The organism is uncultured Desulfobulbus sp., from assembly GCF_963662935.2.
In the GTDB taxonomy this organism is placed as follows: domain Bacteria; phylum Desulfobacterota; class Desulfobulbia; order Desulfobulbales; family Desulfobulbaceae; genus Desulfobulbus.
Map to the genome: position 1 here is coordinate 2,648,842 of NZ_CAXXTL010000002.1, position 17,888 is coordinate 2,666,729.

18 protein-coding genes are annotated in these 17,888 nt (G+C 55.2%); 17 read left to right on the plus strand and 1 reads right to left on the minus strand.

All coding sequences use genetic code 11. From position 1 onward, the window contains the following. Positions 1-12: 12 nt before the first annotated feature. The 5 genes from mltG to ACHZCX_RS16075 all read left to right on the plus strand — a co-directional run bounded on the left by mltG (position 13) and on the right by ACHZCX_RS16075 (position 6,525). Entirely contained in the window at positions 13-1,020 is a 1,008-nt protein-coding gene (gene mltG, locus ACHZCX_RS16055; RefSeq protein WP_319588208.1) for an endolytic transglycosylase MltG, read from the plus strand. Positions 1,021-1,285: 265 nt separating this feature from the next. Further along, positions 1,286-1,486, plus strand: coding sequence for a cold-shock protein (locus tag ACHZCX_RS16060; protein WP_306547252.1), 201 nt, complete (start codon positions 1,286-1,288; stop codon positions 1,484-1,486). Between the two features lie 188 nt (positions 1,487-1,674). Next, entirely contained in the window at positions 1,675-3,300 is a 1,626-nt protein-coding gene (locus ACHZCX_RS16065; protein WP_319588209.1) for an NAD+ synthase, read from the plus strand. Positions 3,301-3,420: 120 nt separating this feature from the next. Beyond that, on the plus strand, positions 3,421-5,193 hold the full coding sequence (locus ACHZCX_RS16070) for a hypothetical protein (protein WP_319588210.1): 1,773 nt from the start codon (positions 3,421-3,423) through the stop codon (positions 5,191-5,193). Positions 5,194-5,313: 120 nt separating this feature from the next. Further along, positions 5,314-6,525, plus strand: coding sequence for a pyridoxal phosphate-dependent aminotransferase (locus ACHZCX_RS16075; RefSeq protein ID WP_319588211.1), 1,212 nt, complete (start codon positions 5,314-5,316; stop codon positions 6,523-6,525). 86 nt (positions 6,526-6,611) lie between these two features. On the opposite strand, the gene ACHZCX_RS16080 is transcribed toward ACHZCX_RS16075, so the two are convergent. After that, positions 6,612-7,622, minus strand: coding sequence for a LysR substrate-binding domain-containing protein (locus ACHZCX_RS16080; RefSeq protein ID WP_319588212.1), 1,011 nt, complete (start codon positions 7,620-7,622; stop codon positions 6,612-6,614). Positions 7,623-7,884: 262 nt separating this feature from the next. On the opposite strand from ACHZCX_RS16080, the gene ACHZCX_RS16085 reads away from it, so the two are divergent. The 12 genes from ACHZCX_RS16085 to ACHZCX_RS16140 are packed head-to-tail and all read left to right on the plus strand — an operon-like array spanning position 7,885 to position 17,843. After that, entirely contained in the window at positions 7,885-8,292 is a 408-nt protein-coding gene (locus tag ACHZCX_RS16085; protein WP_394708843.1) for an NADH-quinone oxidoreductase subunit A, read from the plus strand. After that, positions 8,262-8,759, plus strand: coding sequence for an NADH-quinone oxidoreductase subunit NuoB (locus ACHZCX_RS16090; protein ID WP_324292490.1), 498 nt, complete (start codon positions 8,262-8,264; stop codon positions 8,757-8,759). The genes ACHZCX_RS16085 and ACHZCX_RS16090 overlap by 31 nt, the downstream gene beginning before the upstream one ends. Before the next feature lie 17 nt (positions 8,760-8,776). Beyond that, the gene (locus ACHZCX_RS16095; RefSeq protein ID WP_319588214.1) at positions 8,777-9,283 is read left to right on the plus strand and encodes an NADH-quinone oxidoreductase subunit C; all 507 of its coding nucleotides are present in this window, start codon (positions 8,777-8,779) and stop codon (positions 9,281-9,283) included. Continuing rightward, the gene (locus ACHZCX_RS16100) at positions 9,280-10,398 is read left to right on the plus strand and encodes an NADH-quinone oxidoreductase subunit D (protein ID WP_319588215.1); all 1,119 of its coding nucleotides are present in this window, start codon (positions 9,280-9,282) and stop codon (positions 10,396-10,398) included. The genes ACHZCX_RS16095 and ACHZCX_RS16100 overlap by 4 nt, the downstream gene beginning before the upstream one ends. 18 nt (positions 10,399-10,416) lie before the next feature. Next, positions 10,417-11,409, plus strand: coding sequence for an NADH-quinone oxidoreductase subunit NuoH (nuoH, locus tag ACHZCX_RS16105; protein WP_319588216.1), 993 nt, complete (start codon positions 10,417-10,419; stop codon positions 11,407-11,409). Positions 11,410-11,411: 2 nt separating this feature from the next. Then, positions 11,412-11,864, plus strand: coding sequence for a 4Fe-4S dicluster domain-containing protein (locus ACHZCX_RS16110; RefSeq protein WP_319588217.1), 453 nt, complete (start codon positions 11,412-11,414; stop codon positions 11,862-11,864). Next, positions 11,852-12,406, plus strand: a complete 555-nt coding sequence (locus ACHZCX_RS16115; protein WP_319588218.1) for an NADH-quinone oxidoreductase subunit J — start codon at positions 11,852-11,854, stop codon at positions 12,404-12,406. Before ACHZCX_RS16110 ends, ACHZCX_RS16115 begins: the two co-directional genes overlap by 13 nt. A 4-nt stretch (positions 12,407-12,410) precedes the next feature. Further along, positions 12,411-12,737 carry an NADH-quinone oxidoreductase subunit NuoK gene (gene nuoK, locus ACHZCX_RS16120; protein WP_319588219.1) on the plus strand — a complete coding sequence of 109 codons (327 nt, stop codon included), beginning with the start codon at positions 12,411-12,413 and terminating at the stop codon, positions 12,735-12,737. 15 nt (positions 12,738-12,752) lie between these two features. Beyond that, on the plus strand, positions 12,753-14,249 hold the full coding sequence (locus ACHZCX_RS16125) for a monovalent cation/H+ antiporter subunit D family protein (RefSeq protein WP_319588220.1): 1,497 nt from the start codon (positions 12,753-12,755) through the stop codon (positions 14,247-14,249). Next, complete coding sequence (locus tag ACHZCX_RS16130; protein WP_319588221.1) at positions 14,246-14,524, plus strand: hypothetical protein; 279 nt, start codon at positions 14,246-14,248, stop codon at positions 14,522-14,524. Before ACHZCX_RS16125 ends, ACHZCX_RS16130 begins: the two co-directional genes overlap by 4 nt. Then, positions 14,521-16,311, plus strand: a complete 1,791-nt coding sequence (locus ACHZCX_RS16135; protein ID WP_319588222.1) for a Na(+)/H(+) antiporter subunit D — start codon at positions 14,521-14,523, stop codon at positions 16,309-16,311. Before ACHZCX_RS16130 ends, ACHZCX_RS16135 begins: the two co-directional genes overlap by 4 nt. Positions 16,312-16,325: 14 nt before the next feature. Further along, entirely contained in the window at positions 16,326-17,843 is a 1,518-nt protein-coding gene (locus ACHZCX_RS16140) for an NADH-quinone oxidoreductase subunit M (RefSeq protein ID WP_319588223.1), read from the plus strand. Positions 17,844-17,888 lie beyond the last annotated feature (45 nt).

Here is a 17,888-nt window from a genome sequence, read left to right on the forward strand (position 1 = left end):
TTCAGTGTATCCATGCGTCGTTTCCTGTTTTTTTTGGTGCCGGTTCTCCTCTGTATTGGCGGCGCGGGTCTCTGGTATACATCCTACCTGACCACAGGCTCTTCAGGGAGCGGAGAAGTTATTGTTGTTCTGCCTAAAGGGGCAGGGGTACGCGGTATCGGCGCCTTGTTGGCAGCAAACGGCATCCTTGAAAATGACATTCGTTACCTTTGCCTGGTTTACTTCTCCGGGCTTAAAACCCGGCTTCAGGCCGGAGAGTACAGCATCCCCCTGGGGTTGACCCCACCCGAAGTCCTGCAACTCCTGGCAAAGGGCAGTACCCTTCGTCATCATGTCACCATTCCCGAGGGCGTAACCGCCGAGCAGATTGCCTCTCTCTTTGAGAAGGATGGCTGGATTAAGCGAGATCGTTTTCTCAGCCTTGTTCAGGATATCGAGTTTATAAAAAAATTGGGAATTGATGCCGTCAACCTGGAAGGGTATCTTTTTCCGGAAACCTATACCCTGGTCCGCCATGAAACCAACGAACCGTCGGTGATCCGAATGATGGTGGATCGCTTTCAGGTGGTCTGGAAGGAACTCAATGTTCAGGAAGCGTACGGTCTCAATCGTCATCAACTCCTTACTTTGGCCTCGGTGGTGGAAAAGGAAACGGGAGCGGCTGAGGAGCGTCCGCTGATTGCTCGGGTTTTTTACAATCGGCTGACGAGAAAAATGCGTTTGCAATCAGACCCCACCGTTATTTATGGCATTCGCGATTTTAACGGCAACCTGACCAAAGCTGATCTGAAAAAAGAGACACCGTACAACACCTACGTTATCCCCGCCTTGCCGCCGGGGCCCATTTGCAGCCCTGGGCGCGCAGCCTTGGAAGCAGTCCTTCGTCCGGCTGATTCGGAGGCGCTTTATTTTGTCTCGAAAAATGACGGCACCCATATTTTCTCCACCAACTTGAAGGATCACAATCAGGCCGTTCAAGTCTATCAGCGCCGGACCGTGAACGACCTTCGGGGACAGTAGAGGCAATCTGGTTTGTTTTTCTCGAGGTGACTTCCGGCCCTTCCTTCTCCATCTCGTTGCTTCCATGATGAAAATACTTCGAGCGAGTACCCGGAATCATCAATTTCCTTGTTTTTAATTAAATTAGTGTTATGTTCGCGCGCAGGAGTAGAACATGCGGTATTCTCGATGGTTAGGTTTTTAATTCTCTTTCCTGAATTTCTAAAACAGCCGGAAAATCGCATGGACGGAACATTCAGCCCAAGACAAGGAGAAACAGGGAACAATGTTGAAAGGAACAGTGAAGTGGTTTAACGAGTCTAAAGGTTTCGGTTTTATTGAGCAGGAAGCAGGCAAGGATGTTTTTGTCCACTACTCTGCCATCAGTGGATCGGGTTTCAAGACACTCAATGAGGGCGACAAGGTTCAGTTCGAAATTGTTGACGGGCCAAAGGGACCGGCGGCCGCCAACGTCATGAAACAGTAATTCAAATTGTTTTCTCAAACCCGGCGGGATGACCTCTGCCGGGTTTTTTTTGTGAAGAGCCTGGGGCTTTTATTCCCTCGCTTTTCCCTAGAGTTGCGTTTTTTTCAGTCACTATCGTGCGGATCCGCATAGCCAGGACGTGTCCATAGCGGTAGTCCGTGAGTCAGTTTTTTTAGGTTGAACGCATTTTGAAAATCGCTCTTGTCCAGACAAACCCGATCATCGGCGCCTTTGAGCGGAACCTTCGGCAGGTCCTCGATTGGATTCGAAAGGCAAAGCGGGATGGATGTGATCTTGTTGTCTTTCCAGAATTAACGCTGTGTGGCTATCCACCTCAGGATTTGCTGGAGCGTCCTTCCTTCCTCGACGCCCATGACCGAGCCTTGGCCGATCTCGTCAGAGGATTGGACGGCATCACCTGCATTATCGGGGTGCTGGAACGACGGCGAGGCCCGGGAAAGCCTCTGTACAATTCCGCTTTTGTCCTTGAGAAAAATACGATCGCCTTTCGGGCGCGTAAGCGGTTGTTGCCCACCTATGATGTCTTTGACGAGACCCGGTATTTCGAACCAGGGATAATGTCGACCGTTTTTCCTTTTAAGGGCCTGCACTGCGGCCTGACCATTTGTGAAGACATTTGGTGGAAGAGCGAGGCCTACCAGGCAAACCCGCTCAAGGATTTTGCGGTTGGCCCGATTGTCCCCGACTGCCTGATTAATATCTCCGCCTCACCCTATCATCACGGCAAATTGCAGGAACGTCAGCGTGTTTTTGGCCAACTGTGCCGGAATAACAATCTCCCATTGCTCTACGCCAACCAGGTTGGCGGTCAGGACGGCCTCATTTTTGACGGCCACTCGACGGTGATGACTCCAGCCGGAACCCTCTGCAGGGTTGCTGCTGGTTTCGCCGAGGACATGCTGATTATTGACAGCGAGGAGTGGGACAAGGCTGGCCAAGCGACGATGGTGGATAGCGTTGCCGAAGTCGAGGAGGCGCTGGTCCTTGGTGTGCGCGATTATCTCCACAAGACCGGATTTCACAAGGCGGTGCTCGGGTTGTCGGGAGGCATCGATTCTGCGGTCACTGCTGTTCTTGGTTGCCGTGCCTTGGAACCAGAGAACGTCCTTTGTGTCGCCATGCCTTCACCCTACACGTCCCAGCAATCCATCGATGAAGCTCGCCTGCTTGCGCAGAACTTGGGCTGCGGATTTGAGATCATCGGCATTTCTGCAGTTATGGAAGCCTACCATTTGGCCCTAGCTCCCCTTTTTACCGGGCCTGCGGAAGATACCACCGAACAAAATATCCAGGCCCGGATCAGAGGCAACCTGCTCATGGCCCTGTCGAATAAATTCAATCGGCTCTTGCTGTCTACCGGTAACAAATCGGAGATGGCCGTGGGCTACTGCACCCTTTACGGTGACATGAGCGGCGGGCTGGCGGTGATAGCTGACGTGCCCAAGACTATGGTCTACGAACTTGCCCGATGGATGAACAGGGACCGCGAAGTGATTCCCGAGGGAATCATCAACCGGCCGCCGACAGCGGAACTTAAGCCGGATCAATGCGATCAGGACGATCTGCCGCCTTATGAAATCCTTGATGCCGTGCTGCAAGCCTATTTGGAAGAACACAAGGGCATAGCGGAAATTGTCGCCGGTGGCGTCGATGAACGATTGGTGCGGGATATTGTGCGGCGTATCAAATTGAACGAATACAAGCGCAAGCAGGCGCCTCTGGGGATCAAGGTGACCACTAAGGCCTTCGGGCCGGGGCGCCGCTATCCAGTGGTCCAGGGGTTTGTGGAGTGAGACCGACTCGGCGGTAGCCCTTTTCGCCGCAAAAGTTCTTTTGACGCTGTTGGTTTTTTTCGTTATCCTGATCTGACTTTTCCGGTTGTAAACTTCTATTCGAGACGATCAGCAAGCGACATGGCCAGGCCGTCCCGTAGTCTCATGCCTCTCTTTTTCTTTGTCCCGGTCATCCTCCTGTTGATTGGTTATCTGGTTTTTCGTGAGCATACAACCAAGCGTCCTGATCAACTGGCTGTTACCACTGCCGGCATGGTCGAGATGTGTCTGAATTGCCACACCAAGGAAAAACTTGACGGCGCTCACGACAGTCTGGTAGTCGGCTGCTCACCCTGTCATCTGGGCGATTCTCTGGCTATCGATAAGGATAAGGCCCATGCGGGCATGGTTCTTAATCCCGGTGACCTGCGTTGGGTCGGCAAAACCTGCGGGGTCGAGGGCTGCCATCCGGCTGACATTCACAAAGTCAAGAATTCATTGATGGCCACTAACCGCGGCATCCTGTCCACTCTGCTGTACTATTGGGGCGAACGGGAGAGCCAGAACGCCGACATCACGGTCGAGCAGTTGCTTGCAAGTGGTGAGACCTCGCTTGCCCTTGATTACTACCGCAAGCTCTGCGGCACCTGTCATCTGTGGAAACAGAAGAATGATCTGCCCGGCGCACCGGCCTTTTTCAACGAGAAAGGTGGAGGCTGCTCTGCCTGTCATTACATCCTGCCACCGGGGACACCCAGCAACACCGTGACCTCGGAGATTCCCGAGGCCGATCAGGCGGAGGCGAAGAAAAACCGGCCCCATCCCTTGGTTGTTAAAAAGGTACCGGAAGATAACTGCATCCGTTGCCACAATCGTTCCGGCCGCATCGGTCTCTCCTACATTGGAATATTTGAGGCTGAGGGCTACGGCACCCCCTATGAGAAGGGGCAGCACTCCTCGCAACGGCTACCCGGAGATCGCTTTTATCTGAAAATCGCCGAGGATATTCATCATGTCAAGGGGATGGTTTGTATCGACTGCCATACCCGCGACGAAATCATGGGGGATGGGACCAGCTATGCCCATTACGAGGAACAGGTAGAGATCACCTGTCAGAGCTGCCATGATGCTCAGCCGGGCATGACCCGCAAGCAGAAGCAGTTGAATAATGTCAGCGAAAAACAAGAGCAGTTCGTCCTCACCGGCAAGATCGACGGCAAAGAACATCCGCTGCGCCCACCTGCCCCACAGGCCTGCATTGCCCCCGAACATAAGCGCGTTACCTGCGCGGCTTGTCATTCCACTTTGGTGCCGCAGTGTTACGGTTGCCATGTCAAGCGGGACAAGCGGGAAACCCATCTCGATAAATTGACACTGAAGGAGACACCGGGCTGGTGGGAGGAGGGGCGTTCCTACATCCGTTACGAGAAACCGATGCTGGCGGTCTGGGGGGAAAAGGTGGTGGTGGTGACACCTGGGTGCCAGGATCTGGTGACGCTGATCGATGAAAAAGGCGCCTCCGATGGCGGCTTCAACCGCTTTACCATGGCGGCGATTAACCCCCATACCATCCAGGCCAAGGGGCGCTCCTGCAAGGATTGCCACGCTTCACCCAAAACCGTGGGGCTAGGTGAAGGCACGGTGGTGAAAAAAGGGGGGAAATGGCAGTTTTTTCCAGTGGATCGCGGGGTGGCGAGCGAGCAAGGGCAAACACCGGGTTTCGACACCTTTGTGACTATCGACGGTACACCGCTGCAGCACGGTTCACGCAAGGATCTGCGGCCTTTTAATGGCGAGGAGTTGCAGCGAATCCTCCGGATTGGCCTCTGTCTTGATTGTCACAGCGCGCCCGATGATCCGGCTTATCGCAATTTTGACCGGCAACGGCCGTGTCCGGTCTTCAAGGAGCCGTGAGAGACCTGTCGTTGCTCTCAAAATATCCAGGTCCCTTTTTTTGCTCTTGTTAATTTTTTTTAAAAGCGTTAGAGCCCACTGGTTTTTATTAACCGGAGAATGACACAAGGAAGGAGTACAATGATGTTTTCTGAAAAATTCGTGCTTGCAGATCGAGTGCTGCAAGTGGCCCCCTCGCCGACCCTTGCGGTCAACGCCAAGGCAAAGGCGCTCAGGGCCGCAGGTGCCGATATCTTGAATTTCAGCGTGGGAGAACCGGACCTGTCCACCCCTATCCATGTCTGTGAGGCTGGGAAAAAGGCCATCGATGATGGGCACACAAGGTATACTCCGGCAGCGGGTACTCCGGAACTGCGGGAGGCCGTGTGCGCCAAACTGAAAAAAGACCAGGGTTGGGACTATGTTCCGGACCAGGTGCAGATCAGTTGCGGCGGTAAGCACGGACTCTATAACATTTTCCAGGCGATTGTGAATCCCGGTGACGAGGTGCTCATTCCCTCGCCCTATTGGGTTTCCTATCCGCCCATGGTCCAGTTGGCCGGCGGCACCCCGGTGATTGTCCCGCTGAGGCAAGAGAGCGATTTCGATATTGATCCGTCGATTTTGGCGCAGTACGCCACAGATAAAACCAAGGCGATTGTGCTCAACAGCCCTTCGAATCCGACCGGGGCTGTCTATTCTCGGGCTGCACTTGCCGAGGTCGCCAAAATGGCCTATGCCAACGGCTGGCTGGTGATCACCGACGATATGTACGAGGATCTTTTTTACGGAGAAGGCAGGGTTCCCCATATCCTCCATGCCGATCCGCGCTTGAAGGACCAGGTCGTGCTGTCCAACGGCGTGTCCAAGTCCTTTGCCATGACCGGTTGGCGCATCGGCTATTCCGTCGGCCCGCGTGAGGTGATCAAGGCGATGAATAAGATTCAGAGCCAGTCCACCTCGAACCCGGCCGCGCCTTCCCAGTATGCCGCCCTTGCCGCTTTGACCGGGCCCCAGGATTTTCCCCGGCAATTGCGTGAGGCCTTTATTCCGCGCCGGGCATTTTTTGTCGAGGCCTTGGAGTCCATTACGGGCGTGAGTTGCGTGAACCCCATGGGCGCCTTCTATGTGTTTCCCAATTTTTCGGCTTATTACGGCAAAACCTTCAACGGCCAAATTATCGACGGATCCGTCGCCCTGGCCGATTATTTCCTCGGGGAAGCGAAGGTGGCCTCCGTGCCTGGAGCCGCCTTTGGTGCCGATGCGTTTATCCGCTTTTCCTTTGCCACCTCGATGGAGAATATTAAAAAAGGCATGGACCGCATTAAGAAGGCGCTTGCCGCCTTACAATAGAATGCTCCATAAAAAAAACCGGGCAGGGAGTGTTCCTCTGCCCGGTTTTGATGTTTCCGGTTTGCTGGCATGGGCGCATTGAACCCCTAACGGTTTGGTTCCTCCTGCTGCTGAGAAGGCAGCATGCAGTCTTGGCCGATTTTGCTTTTGGCCAGCAGTGACTGCAATTTCCACGGCGACGAGAGACATTCCCGGCCCAAATGATTTTCCGCCACTATCTCGCAGAATTTAAGGAATTCGGCCATGAGCCGAGTGATAATCTTGTCTTTATGCTGGATGATCCAGAGTTGCCGGCTCATGTCCATACCCTCGATGGGCAAGATTTTCAGCCAACCTTCCTCCGCCTCCCGGCAGACCGTCAGCATGGACAGGCAGGCGGCGCCGACTCCAGATTCCACGGCCTTCTTGATCGCCTCTGTATGTCCGGTTTTTGTGACCACCTTGAGCATGGAAGCATAGCGGCCCAGCTTTTTGATGAAGATTTCTGCGGTTCCTGATCCTTCCTCGCGGATGACCCAACTGGTCTCCTTGAGGTCGTCCGGGATTTGGAAAGTTGAACGATCCGCCAGTTTGTGAGTGGAACTGACAATGATCCCCAATTCATCCTCAAACCAGGAGGTGGCGACCAGCGAGTCGACGTTGATGTCCCCCTCGACAAATCCAAGATCAGCCTGTCCCGTGGCCACCAATTTCTCGGCGGTCATGGTGTTCACCACCAGCATGTTGATATGCGCCTCGGGGTGCAGCTGCATGAAGGCGCCGATGAGATAGGGAAGAACATAGTTGCCAAGCGTCGAACTGGCAACGATCTCAAGCACACCGGCCACAGCACCCTGCTGTTCGGTGAGGATGGTCTCGATGTTGGCCACTTGGTGGAGAATGGCCTTCGCCAGGGGAAGAAGGTAGCGGCCTCGGTCATTGAGGAGCAGGCTGCGTCCATGACGGTCAAAAAGCGGGCCGCCCAACTGGTTTTCCAATTCACCCAAGGCCATGCTCACCGCCGACTGGGTGAGCAGGAGCTTCTTGCTGGCCCGGGTCACCTGTTGTGTTTCGGCGACAGCAATGAATATTTCAAGTTGTCTGAAGGTAATGGCCATGAGAGTCTTTCTATCAGCTCGACTGAATCTATCTATGATCGGAATTGAAAGCTAAACGTTAAACTAACACTTCCGAAAAATAGGTCAACGACTTTTCGGTGGCTCCGGGCACTATTTCAGGGCCTGAGAAGAATGTGTGTGCCTTTTTTTACCGGAATTCTACTTGACATCAGGTGTGCTTTTCAGTAGCCTGATAAGATGTCTTGATTAAATGCATCAGTTGGATTGATGCGTCGTGATTGGCGCTGTTGAGGAGAAAATGATGGATCAGGTTGTGCTCACCAATATCATTTACGTGACCCTGTTTCTAATCGGGGCACTGTTGTTCGGGTTTGGCCCGATCATCATCGTCAAGCTGCTCAGTCCCTCGTCTCATACCCGGCAGTCCGCCGGCCGCGCTAAACAGTTGATCGAGTGCGGTATGGAACCCATCGGCAGCGCCTGGATCCGCTTTGGCATCGTTTATTATCTCTATGCCTTGATTTTCCTCGCTTTTGATGTCGACGTGCTTTTTCTTTTTCCGGTGGCTGTCGCCTACAATAGTCCGGAGTTAGGTCTTCAGGATTTTTACGAGATTTTGTTGTTTGTCGCCATTCTTTCATTAGCCATTGTCTATGCTTGGCGCAAAGGAGTGTTCACGTGGGAGAAGAAAATATACCATCGTCAATAGTGCAGTTCGCCCAGCTTGATAAACTGCTTAATCTCGGTCGGGCTAATTCGCTCTGGCCCATGACTTTCGGGTTGGCCTGCTGTGCCATTGAAATGATGTGCACCGGCGGTTCCCGCTTCGACATCTCCCGTTTCGGCGCTGAGGTCTTCCGGCCTTCACCGAGGCAGAGCGATGTTATGATCGTGGCTGGGACCATCAACAAAAAGCTTGAGTTGGCGATCAAGACCCTTTATGACCAGATGCCCGAACCCAAATGGGTGATTGCCATGGGGAACTGCGCCATCAGCGGCGGGCCGTTCAAGGTGAAGGGCAATTACAATGTGGTGGAAGGGGCGGACAAGCTGTTTCCGGTGGACGTCTACATCCCCGGTTGCCCACCGCGTCCTGAGGCTCTGCTTGAGGGGATTATGACCCTTGAAGAAAAGATCACCGGAAAACGACGCTGGCCGCGGGTGCATCCAGGCTGAAACGGGGAGCAAGAGTGATGGAACTATTGGAAAAAACGCAGAGCGCACTGGCCGAGCTTTTCCCGGAAATAGCTCCGGCTTCGGCACCGGAAGGGGAGGGGGACCAAGTGACTCCGCCGAGGGAAGCCGGTGTCCTTGCAACCGATCCGGCTAAGCATGGCAGTCATCTCGATGTCCTCTGCGGTCCCGATCAGGTGGTGGCCGTAGCCCGGATCATGGATCGCGAGGGCTATTTCCTTGAAGCCATCTCCGGAGTCGATTGGCTCGACAAGCAGCAGATGGAAATCCTCTATGACTACAACCGGCTGGGCGGCACCCACTGCCGGGTAATGGTGCGAACCTTCATTCCCCGGAGCGAACCGGTTGTGCCGACCATTGCCAGTGTCTTTCCGGCAGCCGATTGGCACGAGCGCGAAACCTTTGATTTCTACGGCGTCCATTTCCAGGATCATCCCAACCTGATCCGTATTCTCCTGCCGGAAGATGCCGATTTCCATCCCCTTCTCAAGGATTTTATGCCATGACCGTCCCCATTCACCTGCGGCATGATGAAACCTTTGTCCTCAACCTGGGGCCGCAGCATCCCGCCACCCACGGCGTTCTTCGGGTCAAGCTCACCATGGACGGCGAGTACATCGTCAAGGCCGAGCCGGTGCTGGGGTATATCCACCGGATGCACGAAAAACTCGCCGAAGGCGGCTCTTTTGCCCAGTTCATGCCCAATACCGCCCGCATGGATTACCTTCATGCCCTGGCCTTCAATCACGGTTGGGCCTTGGTGGTGGAAAAGGCGGCCGGTATTGAGGTGCCTGAGCGGGCCGAGTACATCCGGGTGATCACCGTTGAACTCAACCGGATCGCCAGCCACCTGCTGTGGTGGGCTGCCTTTCTGCTTGATCTTGGTGGATTCACCCCTTTGCTCTATGCCTTTGATGACCGCGAGAAGATCATTGATTTGCTGGAACGGGTGACCGGCTCCCGGCTGACCTATTGCTATATGCGTTTTGGCGGGGTCTGCAATGACATCGACGATGAGTTCATCACCGGCACCCGCGATTTCATCAAACGCCTCCGCGGTCGCATGCCCCGCCTCTATCACGACCTCGTCACTCATAACATCATTTTGATTAAGCGAATTAAAGATATTGGCATCATCAGCCCGGAACAATGTCGCCGCTACGGCGCCACCGGCCCGGTAGCCCGGGGTTCCGGCATCAATTACGATATTCGCAAAAACGAACCCTATTCGGTCTACCCAGAGTTTGATTTCGATGTACCGGTCTTTGATGAGTGCGATTCCATGGCTCGGTACATGGTGCGGATGCACGAGATGGAGCAGTCGTTGCGCATCATCGAGCAGGCCCTGGATAAACTTCCCGATGGCCCAGTGATGGGCAAGGCACCCAAGGTGCTTAAACCCGAGGCAGGCTACTATTACTCGGCGGTCGAAACCGCCCGGGGTTCGCTTGGTCACCGTCTGGTCTGCGACGGCGGCAAAAATCCCTACAAGCTCAAGCTGCGCTCCCCAACCTTCTCCAATCTGAGTCTGTACGGTGAGGTGGCCGAGGGTATGTTGCTGGCGGACGCCCTGGCTTTCATGGGCAGCCTGGATCTGGTTATCCCCGAAATCGACCGCTGATCGGGGGAGGTGCATTCTATGGAAACAAGCATTTGGCGCGCCCTCTTCTACCTGGTGGGCATCATGGCCTTTGCCGGCCTCAATGCCGCCTATCTCGGCTGGTGCGAGCGTAAAGGCGCGGCCCGCATCCAGCGTCGCATCGGACCGTGCGAGGCTGGGTATGCTGGCCTGCTGCAGCCCCTGGCCGACGGCCTCAAGTTGATGAGCAAGCAGTTGCTGGTGCCCGATGGAGTTGATGGCATTATCTTCCGGGTGGCCCCGGTGCTGGCCATGATCCCGGCCATTACTTCCATGGTGGTCATTCCTTTTTCCGACAATATCGGCGCTCGGGCGATGGAGCTTTCGGTGCTGTTGCTCTTTGCCCTGGCCTCTATCGGCATGATCGCCATTCTGCTCGGCGGCTGGGCCTCGGGCAACAAGTACGCCATCATCTCCGCTGCCCGCTCGGTTTCGCAGAATCTGGCCTATGAGATCCCTATGCTGATCACCGTGATCACGGTGGTGATGATTTCCGGGTCGATGAATCTGCGCGATATCGCCATCGATCAGCAGGGCGGCTTCTGGCACTGGAACATCTTCCGCCTGGAGAACGGTCATTTTCTGACCATGTGGATCTCCTTCATCATCTTTTTCATCTGCTCGGTGGCTGAAACCAACCGGGCGCCCTTTGACATGGCCGAGGCCGAGAGTGAGCTGGTGGCCGGTTTCATGACCGAATACGGTTCCATGGGTTTTGGCCTGTTCATGATGGGCGAGTACCTCAATATCGTGGTCGGCGCCTGCCTAACAGCTACTCTCTTTCTCGGCGGCTGGGACTGCCCTTTTGGTATGACGCCGGGCGTCTGGTGGTTCCTGATCAAAATCTACATCCTGATTTTCACCTTCATCTGGATTCGCTGGACCTATCCACGCACCCAGATCTACCGGTTGTTGAACCTGAGCTGGAAAATTCTGATTCCCTTTTCGCTGGCTAATCTGCTGATTACCGCGGCCCTGATCAAGGTGTTCTGAATATGAGTGGCTATTGGAGTGATATTTTTACCGGCAGCAAAAGCCTGATCACCGGTTTGGCTATCACCGCCCGTGAGTTCTTCAAACCGGTGGTGACCGAGCAGTACCCCTACGAGGTGCCGACGATGACGCCTCTGTTTCGGGGACACATCGAGCTGATCGGCAACGAGGAGACCGGGGAACCCAACTGTGTAGTCTGCGGTATGTGCCAACGGGCCTGTCCCTCTGTCTGTATCAGCCTGGACGGCAAGAAAAACGAGGGCGGCAAGGGCAAGGTGCTGACCAGCTATGTGCTTGATTTCACCAAGTGCAGCCTCTGCGGTTCCTGCGTGGAGAGCTGCAACTTCAACGCGCTGCGTTTTTCCAAGGTGTACAACCTGGCCAGTTTCGATAAGAACGAGTTTATTATGGATTTAATGAAAAGGCTGGAGGAGCAGAACCGATGCAAGCGCTAGTCTGTCAACCGGCCGCCGCTCCGGCCCTGTTTTCCGCCGAGGGGATGGTGGGGGTTGTTTTTCTGCTGACCGTGGCCCTGGTGGTGACCGGTGCATTGATCGCGGTCAACGCCCAGCGGCTGGTCCGTGCCGTTGCCGGCCTAGCCATCTGTTTCACCGGCTTGGCCGGCGTTTATTATTTTTTGCTCAGTCCCTTCCTCGCCATGATGCAGATGCTCATCTATGTCGGTGCGGTCTCGATCCTGATTGCCTTTGGCATAATGATGGCCACACCGGAGGAGCAGCAGACGGCGGATATGCAACACAGCTCGATCCTCGCCGGGCCCCTGGCTTTCAGTGTCGGCGCCTTCATCTTTGCCGCCCTGACCGTGCTCGGTCTGAAAACCCAGTGGCAGGTCTTCCCCCGGCAGGGTTCCTTTGACATTAAGGCAGTGGGCATGTCGCTCCTGACCACTCATTCCCTGGTTTTTGAACTCATTTCCATCGTCCTGCTCCTGGCCATCATCGGCGCCTTGGTGCTGGCGCAGAGGGGGAGGAACTAACCCGATGCAACTGCTCAATTTGTATAATTGTCTGCCGACCTACCTGGTCATCGGCGCCCTGCTGTTTGCCTTCGGGGTGTATGGCATGGTGGCTCGCCGGACGGTGATCGGCATGCTGATCTCTTCGGAATTCATCCTCGCCGCCGCTTCAACCAACTTCATGGCCTTTAATCGCTTTCTGGCCCCGGACCCGGCGGTCGGGCAGATCTTCACCCTGTTCATCATGGCCATTGCCGCCGCTGAAGCCGCCATCGCCATCAGCATCATGATCGCCGTCTACCGGAATTACAAGACCATCGAGACCGACGATCTTGTTGATCTGCAGGGGTAATTGGAGAAAATGACCATGGACGCCGTTGCCGCCGCCGAACAAATTGTCAAAAACTCCAACCTGCTGCTGGCGGTGATCATCCCGCTCTTTGGCAGCTTGGTGGTCATGACCCTAAAGAACCATCCGAATCTGCGCGAATTTGTCTCTGCCAGTGCCTCGGTTCTGCTGTTTCTCATGGTGCTTTCCTTCATCCCAGCCTTGAAAGCAGGCCAGACCCTGGTCTATCCGCTCTTTCAATTGCTGCCCGGGCTGTCCATTACCCTGCGCGCCGACGGCTTTTCCATGATCTTTGCCATGGTCGCTTCCTCGCTGTGGATGATCGCCGTCTTTTATTCCATGGGCTACATGCGGGCCCATCACGAGCCTTGTCAAACCCGGTTTAACGCCTGTTTTGCCCTGGCCATTTTCGGGGCCATCGGCGTGGCCTTCTCCGATAATCTGCTCACGCTCTATCTCTTCTACGAGATCGTCTCGGTCTGCACTTACCCGTTAGTTGCCCACCATCAGGATGAGGAATCCTACGAGGGGGCGCGGAAATATATTATCTACCTGACCACCACCGCCAAGTTCTTTCTGCTACCGGCGCTGATCCTCATCTATGTGCTCGCCGGTACTCTCGATTTTCCGCACAATATTAACACGGGCATGATCCCCACCTCGGCCACCGATTGGGTGGTGACGATGCTCTACATCTTCTGCATCTTGGGATTTGCCAAGAATGGTGTCATGCCGTTCCATCATTGGCTCCCCGGTGCCATGGTCGCACCGACGCCCGTTTCCGCTTTGCTGCATGCGGTGGCCGTGGTGAAGGTCGGGGTCTTCTGTACCACCCGGACCATGCTCTACGTCTTTGGGGTTGACACCATGGATCGGCTCAACCTGGGTATCCCCACCGCCTACTTTGTCGGTTTCACCATCCTGGTGGCCTCGATGATCGCCCTATCCAAGGATAACCTCAAGGCTCGATTAGCCTACTCCACGGTCAGTCAGTTGTCCTACATCATCCTCGGCGTGGCCCTGCTGACGCCACATGGCATCGAAGGTGGGCTGATCCACATCGTCAACCACGCTTTTGCCAAGATCACCCTGTTCTTCTGCGCCGGCGCTATCTACATCGCCGCTCACAAAAAGTATATTTCAGAGATGAGCGGATTGGGCCGGACCATGCCCTTTACCTTCGGCGCCTTTGCCGTGGCCTCGCTCTCCATGATCGGAGCGCCGCCGGTGGCAGGCTTTGTCTCCAAATGGTACCTGCTGGTGGGTTCGATGGAAGCGCATCAGGTAGGCATCCTCCTGATTCTCATTGCCTCGACCGTGCTCAATGTCGGCTATTTTGCTCCGGTAACCTACAAGGCTTTTTTCGGCAAACGACCGGAAGGCGAGGTTGAGACCGGCATCAAGGAAGCGCCGCTCAGCATGCTCATTCCCCTGCTGATTGCCGTTACCGTTTCGGTGATTATTGGTATCTATCCCAATTTTATGATGCAATTTGTCTGGATGGTGACAGGATGACCACGCTTATTGAATACTTGCAGGCGCATCTGAAAATTGTGATCACGCTCTGTTTTGTGGCACTGGCCGTCATCGCCGGATCGTCACTGCTCATTGATACCCACCACGCTCACACCTGGGTGGAACAGCATGTGCCCTTTTTCTGGTCGCTGTTTGGTTTTGCCGCCGCCGCTGTGATCATCGGCGTAGCCCGCTGGTTCGGCCGGTCCGGTATTCAGGCGCCGACCGATTTCTATGACCGCTCTCAATCAACACTCTGCGAGGAAGAAGAATGACCTCCAGTTTTATCCATCCCTCTGCGCTGCTGATAGCGGGCGCGCTGCTCCTGCCCTTTATCCAGGGACCGCTGCGCAAACCCTATCTTTTCCTGGTGCCTTTGCTGGCCTTGGGTGCCGTGGTGCTCAATACCACCCTCAGCGGCAATTTGGGCGTCGTGTCCTTTCTCGACTGGCAACTGGTCCTGGGCCGGGTTGACAAGCTCTCCACGGTTTTTGCCCTGATCATGGGGTTAATGGCGGTCATCGGCACCCTCTACGGTCTTCAGGTCGAACGGGCTGGCGAACACATGGCCGCCTGGTTCTATGCCGCCGGATCGCTCGGCGCCATCTACAGCGGCGACTACCTGAGTCTCTTTCTCTTCTGGGAGATGATGGCCTTTGCCTCGGTCTTTCTCGTCTGGTTCCGGCGTGGGCCCCAGTCGCTACGGGTCGGCTACCGCTACCTGTTGATCCATACCATCGGCGGCATCATCCTTCTGGCCGGTATCCTCTTGCGTTATCAGGCGACCGGCAATATCACCTTTGAGCTGATGGATGTCGCCCATCCCGAGCTGTATACCTGGCTGATCATGATCGGCTTCGGCCTCAACGCCGCCATGGTGCCGCTCCATTCCTGGCTGCCCGAGGCCTATTCCGAGGCCTCCTATAATGGCGCGGTCTTTCTCTGCGCCTTCACCACCAAGACCGCGGTGTACACCCTGGCCAGAGCCTGCGCCGGCATGGACATTCTCGTCGTCCTTGGGGTGATCATGGCCCTGTACGGCGTCATCTACGCGGTGATGGAGAATGACATCCGCAAACTGCTGGCCTGGTCGATCGTTTCCCAGGTGGGTTACATGGTGGCCGGTATCGGCATCGGCACAGATATGGCCATCAACGGCGCCGTTGCCCATGCCGTTGTCCATATTCTCTATAAGAGCCTGCTGTTCATGGGCGCGGGCTCGGTCCTCTACATGACCGGCAAGACCAAGTTCACCGAACTGGGTGGTTTGTACGCGAAAATGCCGGCCACCTTCTTTTTCACCCTGATCGGCTGCCTGTCGATTTCTGCAGCCCCCTGTTTTGCAGCCTATGCCAGCAAGTCGATGATCATCACTGCCGGTTTTGAGCAGCATCTCAACTGGGCCTCCTGGCTGCTGATGTTCGGCGCCACCGGCACCTTCATGTATAACGGTCTCAAGCTGCCCTATTTCCTCTTCTTCGGTACCAATCACTGCAGCAAGGAAACCTGGGCTAAGGCGAGTGATCCCAGCTGGAACATGCTGATCGCCATGACCCTGGGTGCCACCCTCTGCATTCTGGTGGGCACGGCTCCTGGTTTTCTCTACGCCATGCTGCCGTATGCGGTGAACTATACCCCGCACACCGCCTACCACCTGATGGAAACCCTGCAGTTGCTCGGCTTTGCGGCACTGGCCTTTTTTCTGCTCAAGAAATACGTTGAGCCGGTGGACCGCATCTGCCTCGACATCGATTGGCTCTATCGCAAGGCCGGTGGTGGGTTCCTCTGGCTGATCAAGAACCCTCTGCAGTGGTGCGATACTGCCTGGGGCGAGGCCTACCGGGTGGTCGGCCTCTCTTCTCTGATGACCCTGAGCCGTTTCTGGAGTTGGTTTGATTGGCACGCCATTGACGGCGTGGTTGACGGTATTGCCCGCTCTGTCCGAGCGCTTGGCGGTAAGGTGCGGCTTCTGCAGAGTGGTCAGATCCAGATCACCCTGTATTACGCCTTTTCGCTTGCCGCCCTCCTGCTTGTCACCTTCATCTTTTTTCAGCTGCTCTAAGGGGAATTGAGAGAATGGATCAGTTACTTATCAAAGAGGGATTTCCTCTGCTCAGTTTTCTCATCTTCTTGCCGCTGGCCGGGTCTGTGGTCCTGCTCTTCTTTCACGGGGAGACTTTCGCCCGGTTGTGGGCAATGCTTTTCACCTCATTGACTGCTGTCTGCTCGCTTTTCCTGCTCACCGGTTTTGATTCTACCAGCGCCAAGTATCAGTTTGCCGAGGCCTACACCTGGATTCCACGTTTTCATATCAACTACATTGTCGGTATGGACGGCATTTCGATTCTGCTGGTGCTCCTCACCACCTGCATCATGCCGTTTTGCGTTCTGGCCTCCTGGAAATACATCCAGCATCGGGTTGCGCCCTTTATGTTCTGCCTGCTGATCATGGAAACCTCAATGATCGGCGTCTTTGTGGCCTTGGATTTTGTCCTTTTTTACATCTTCTGGGAGTTCATGCTTATCCCCATGTATCTCCTGATTGCGATCTGGGGCGGGCCGCGCAAGGTTTATGCATCGATCAAGTTCTTTCTCTACACCCTGGCCGGTTCGGTGTTGCTGCTGGTGGCCATTATCGCCCTTTATCTCAAATCCGGCAGCTTTTTCATCCCGGAGATGATGTGGCAACCCTATTCGCTCACCTTCCAGGTCCTCATCTTCCTCGCTTTTTTCCTGGCCTTTGCGATCAAGGTGCCGATGTTTCCCTTCCATACCTGGTTACCGGCCGCCCACGTCGAAGCACCGACCGCCGGTTCGGTCATCCTGGCCTCAGTCCTGCTGAAGATGGGCACCTACGGTATGCTGCGCTTCTGTCTGCCGATCACCCCGGACGCCACCCTGCTCCTGGCTCAGCCGATTCTGTGGCTGTCCATCGCTGGTATCATTTACGGCGGCTTTACCGCACTGGCTCAGCAGGATATGAAAAAGCTGATCGCCTACTCCTCAGTGGGTCACATGGGCTTTGTCACCCTGGGGATCTTCGTGCTCAATACCCGAGGTCTTGAAGGTGCGATTTTGCAAATGATCAACCACGGCGTCACCACCGGCGCGCTCTTTCTTTGTGTGGGCATGATCTATGAGCGCACTCACAGCCGGGAATTGGCCCTGGCCACTGGGGTGGGGAAATATATGCCTTGGTTCGTCACCTTTCTCGCCTTTTTCTCCCTCTCTTCCTTTGGTTTTCCGGGGACCAACTCTTTTATCGGTGAGTTCCTGGTGCTGGCGGGAACCTTTGAACACAATATCATTCTGGCCTTAGCCGCCATCCCCGGCGCGGTCCTGGCGGCGGCCTATATGTTGCGCATGCTGCAGAAGATTGTCTGGGGTGGGACCGCCAATCCCGATCAGTCGTACCTCGCCGACCTCGGCATTCGGGAAATAGTCACCCTGACGCCTTTCCTGCTCTTTGTTTTCTGGATTGGACTGGGGCCGCAGCCTTTTATTGATTTGATGCACGGCTCGGTGAGCCATTTGCTGGAGCAGTTCAATCATTGGCAGCAGCACCAACAGATTGCGGCTGTGCTCTGGCGTTAACGAATGCATTGCAACCCTCTATTCCCCGCCAACACCCTGATCGCT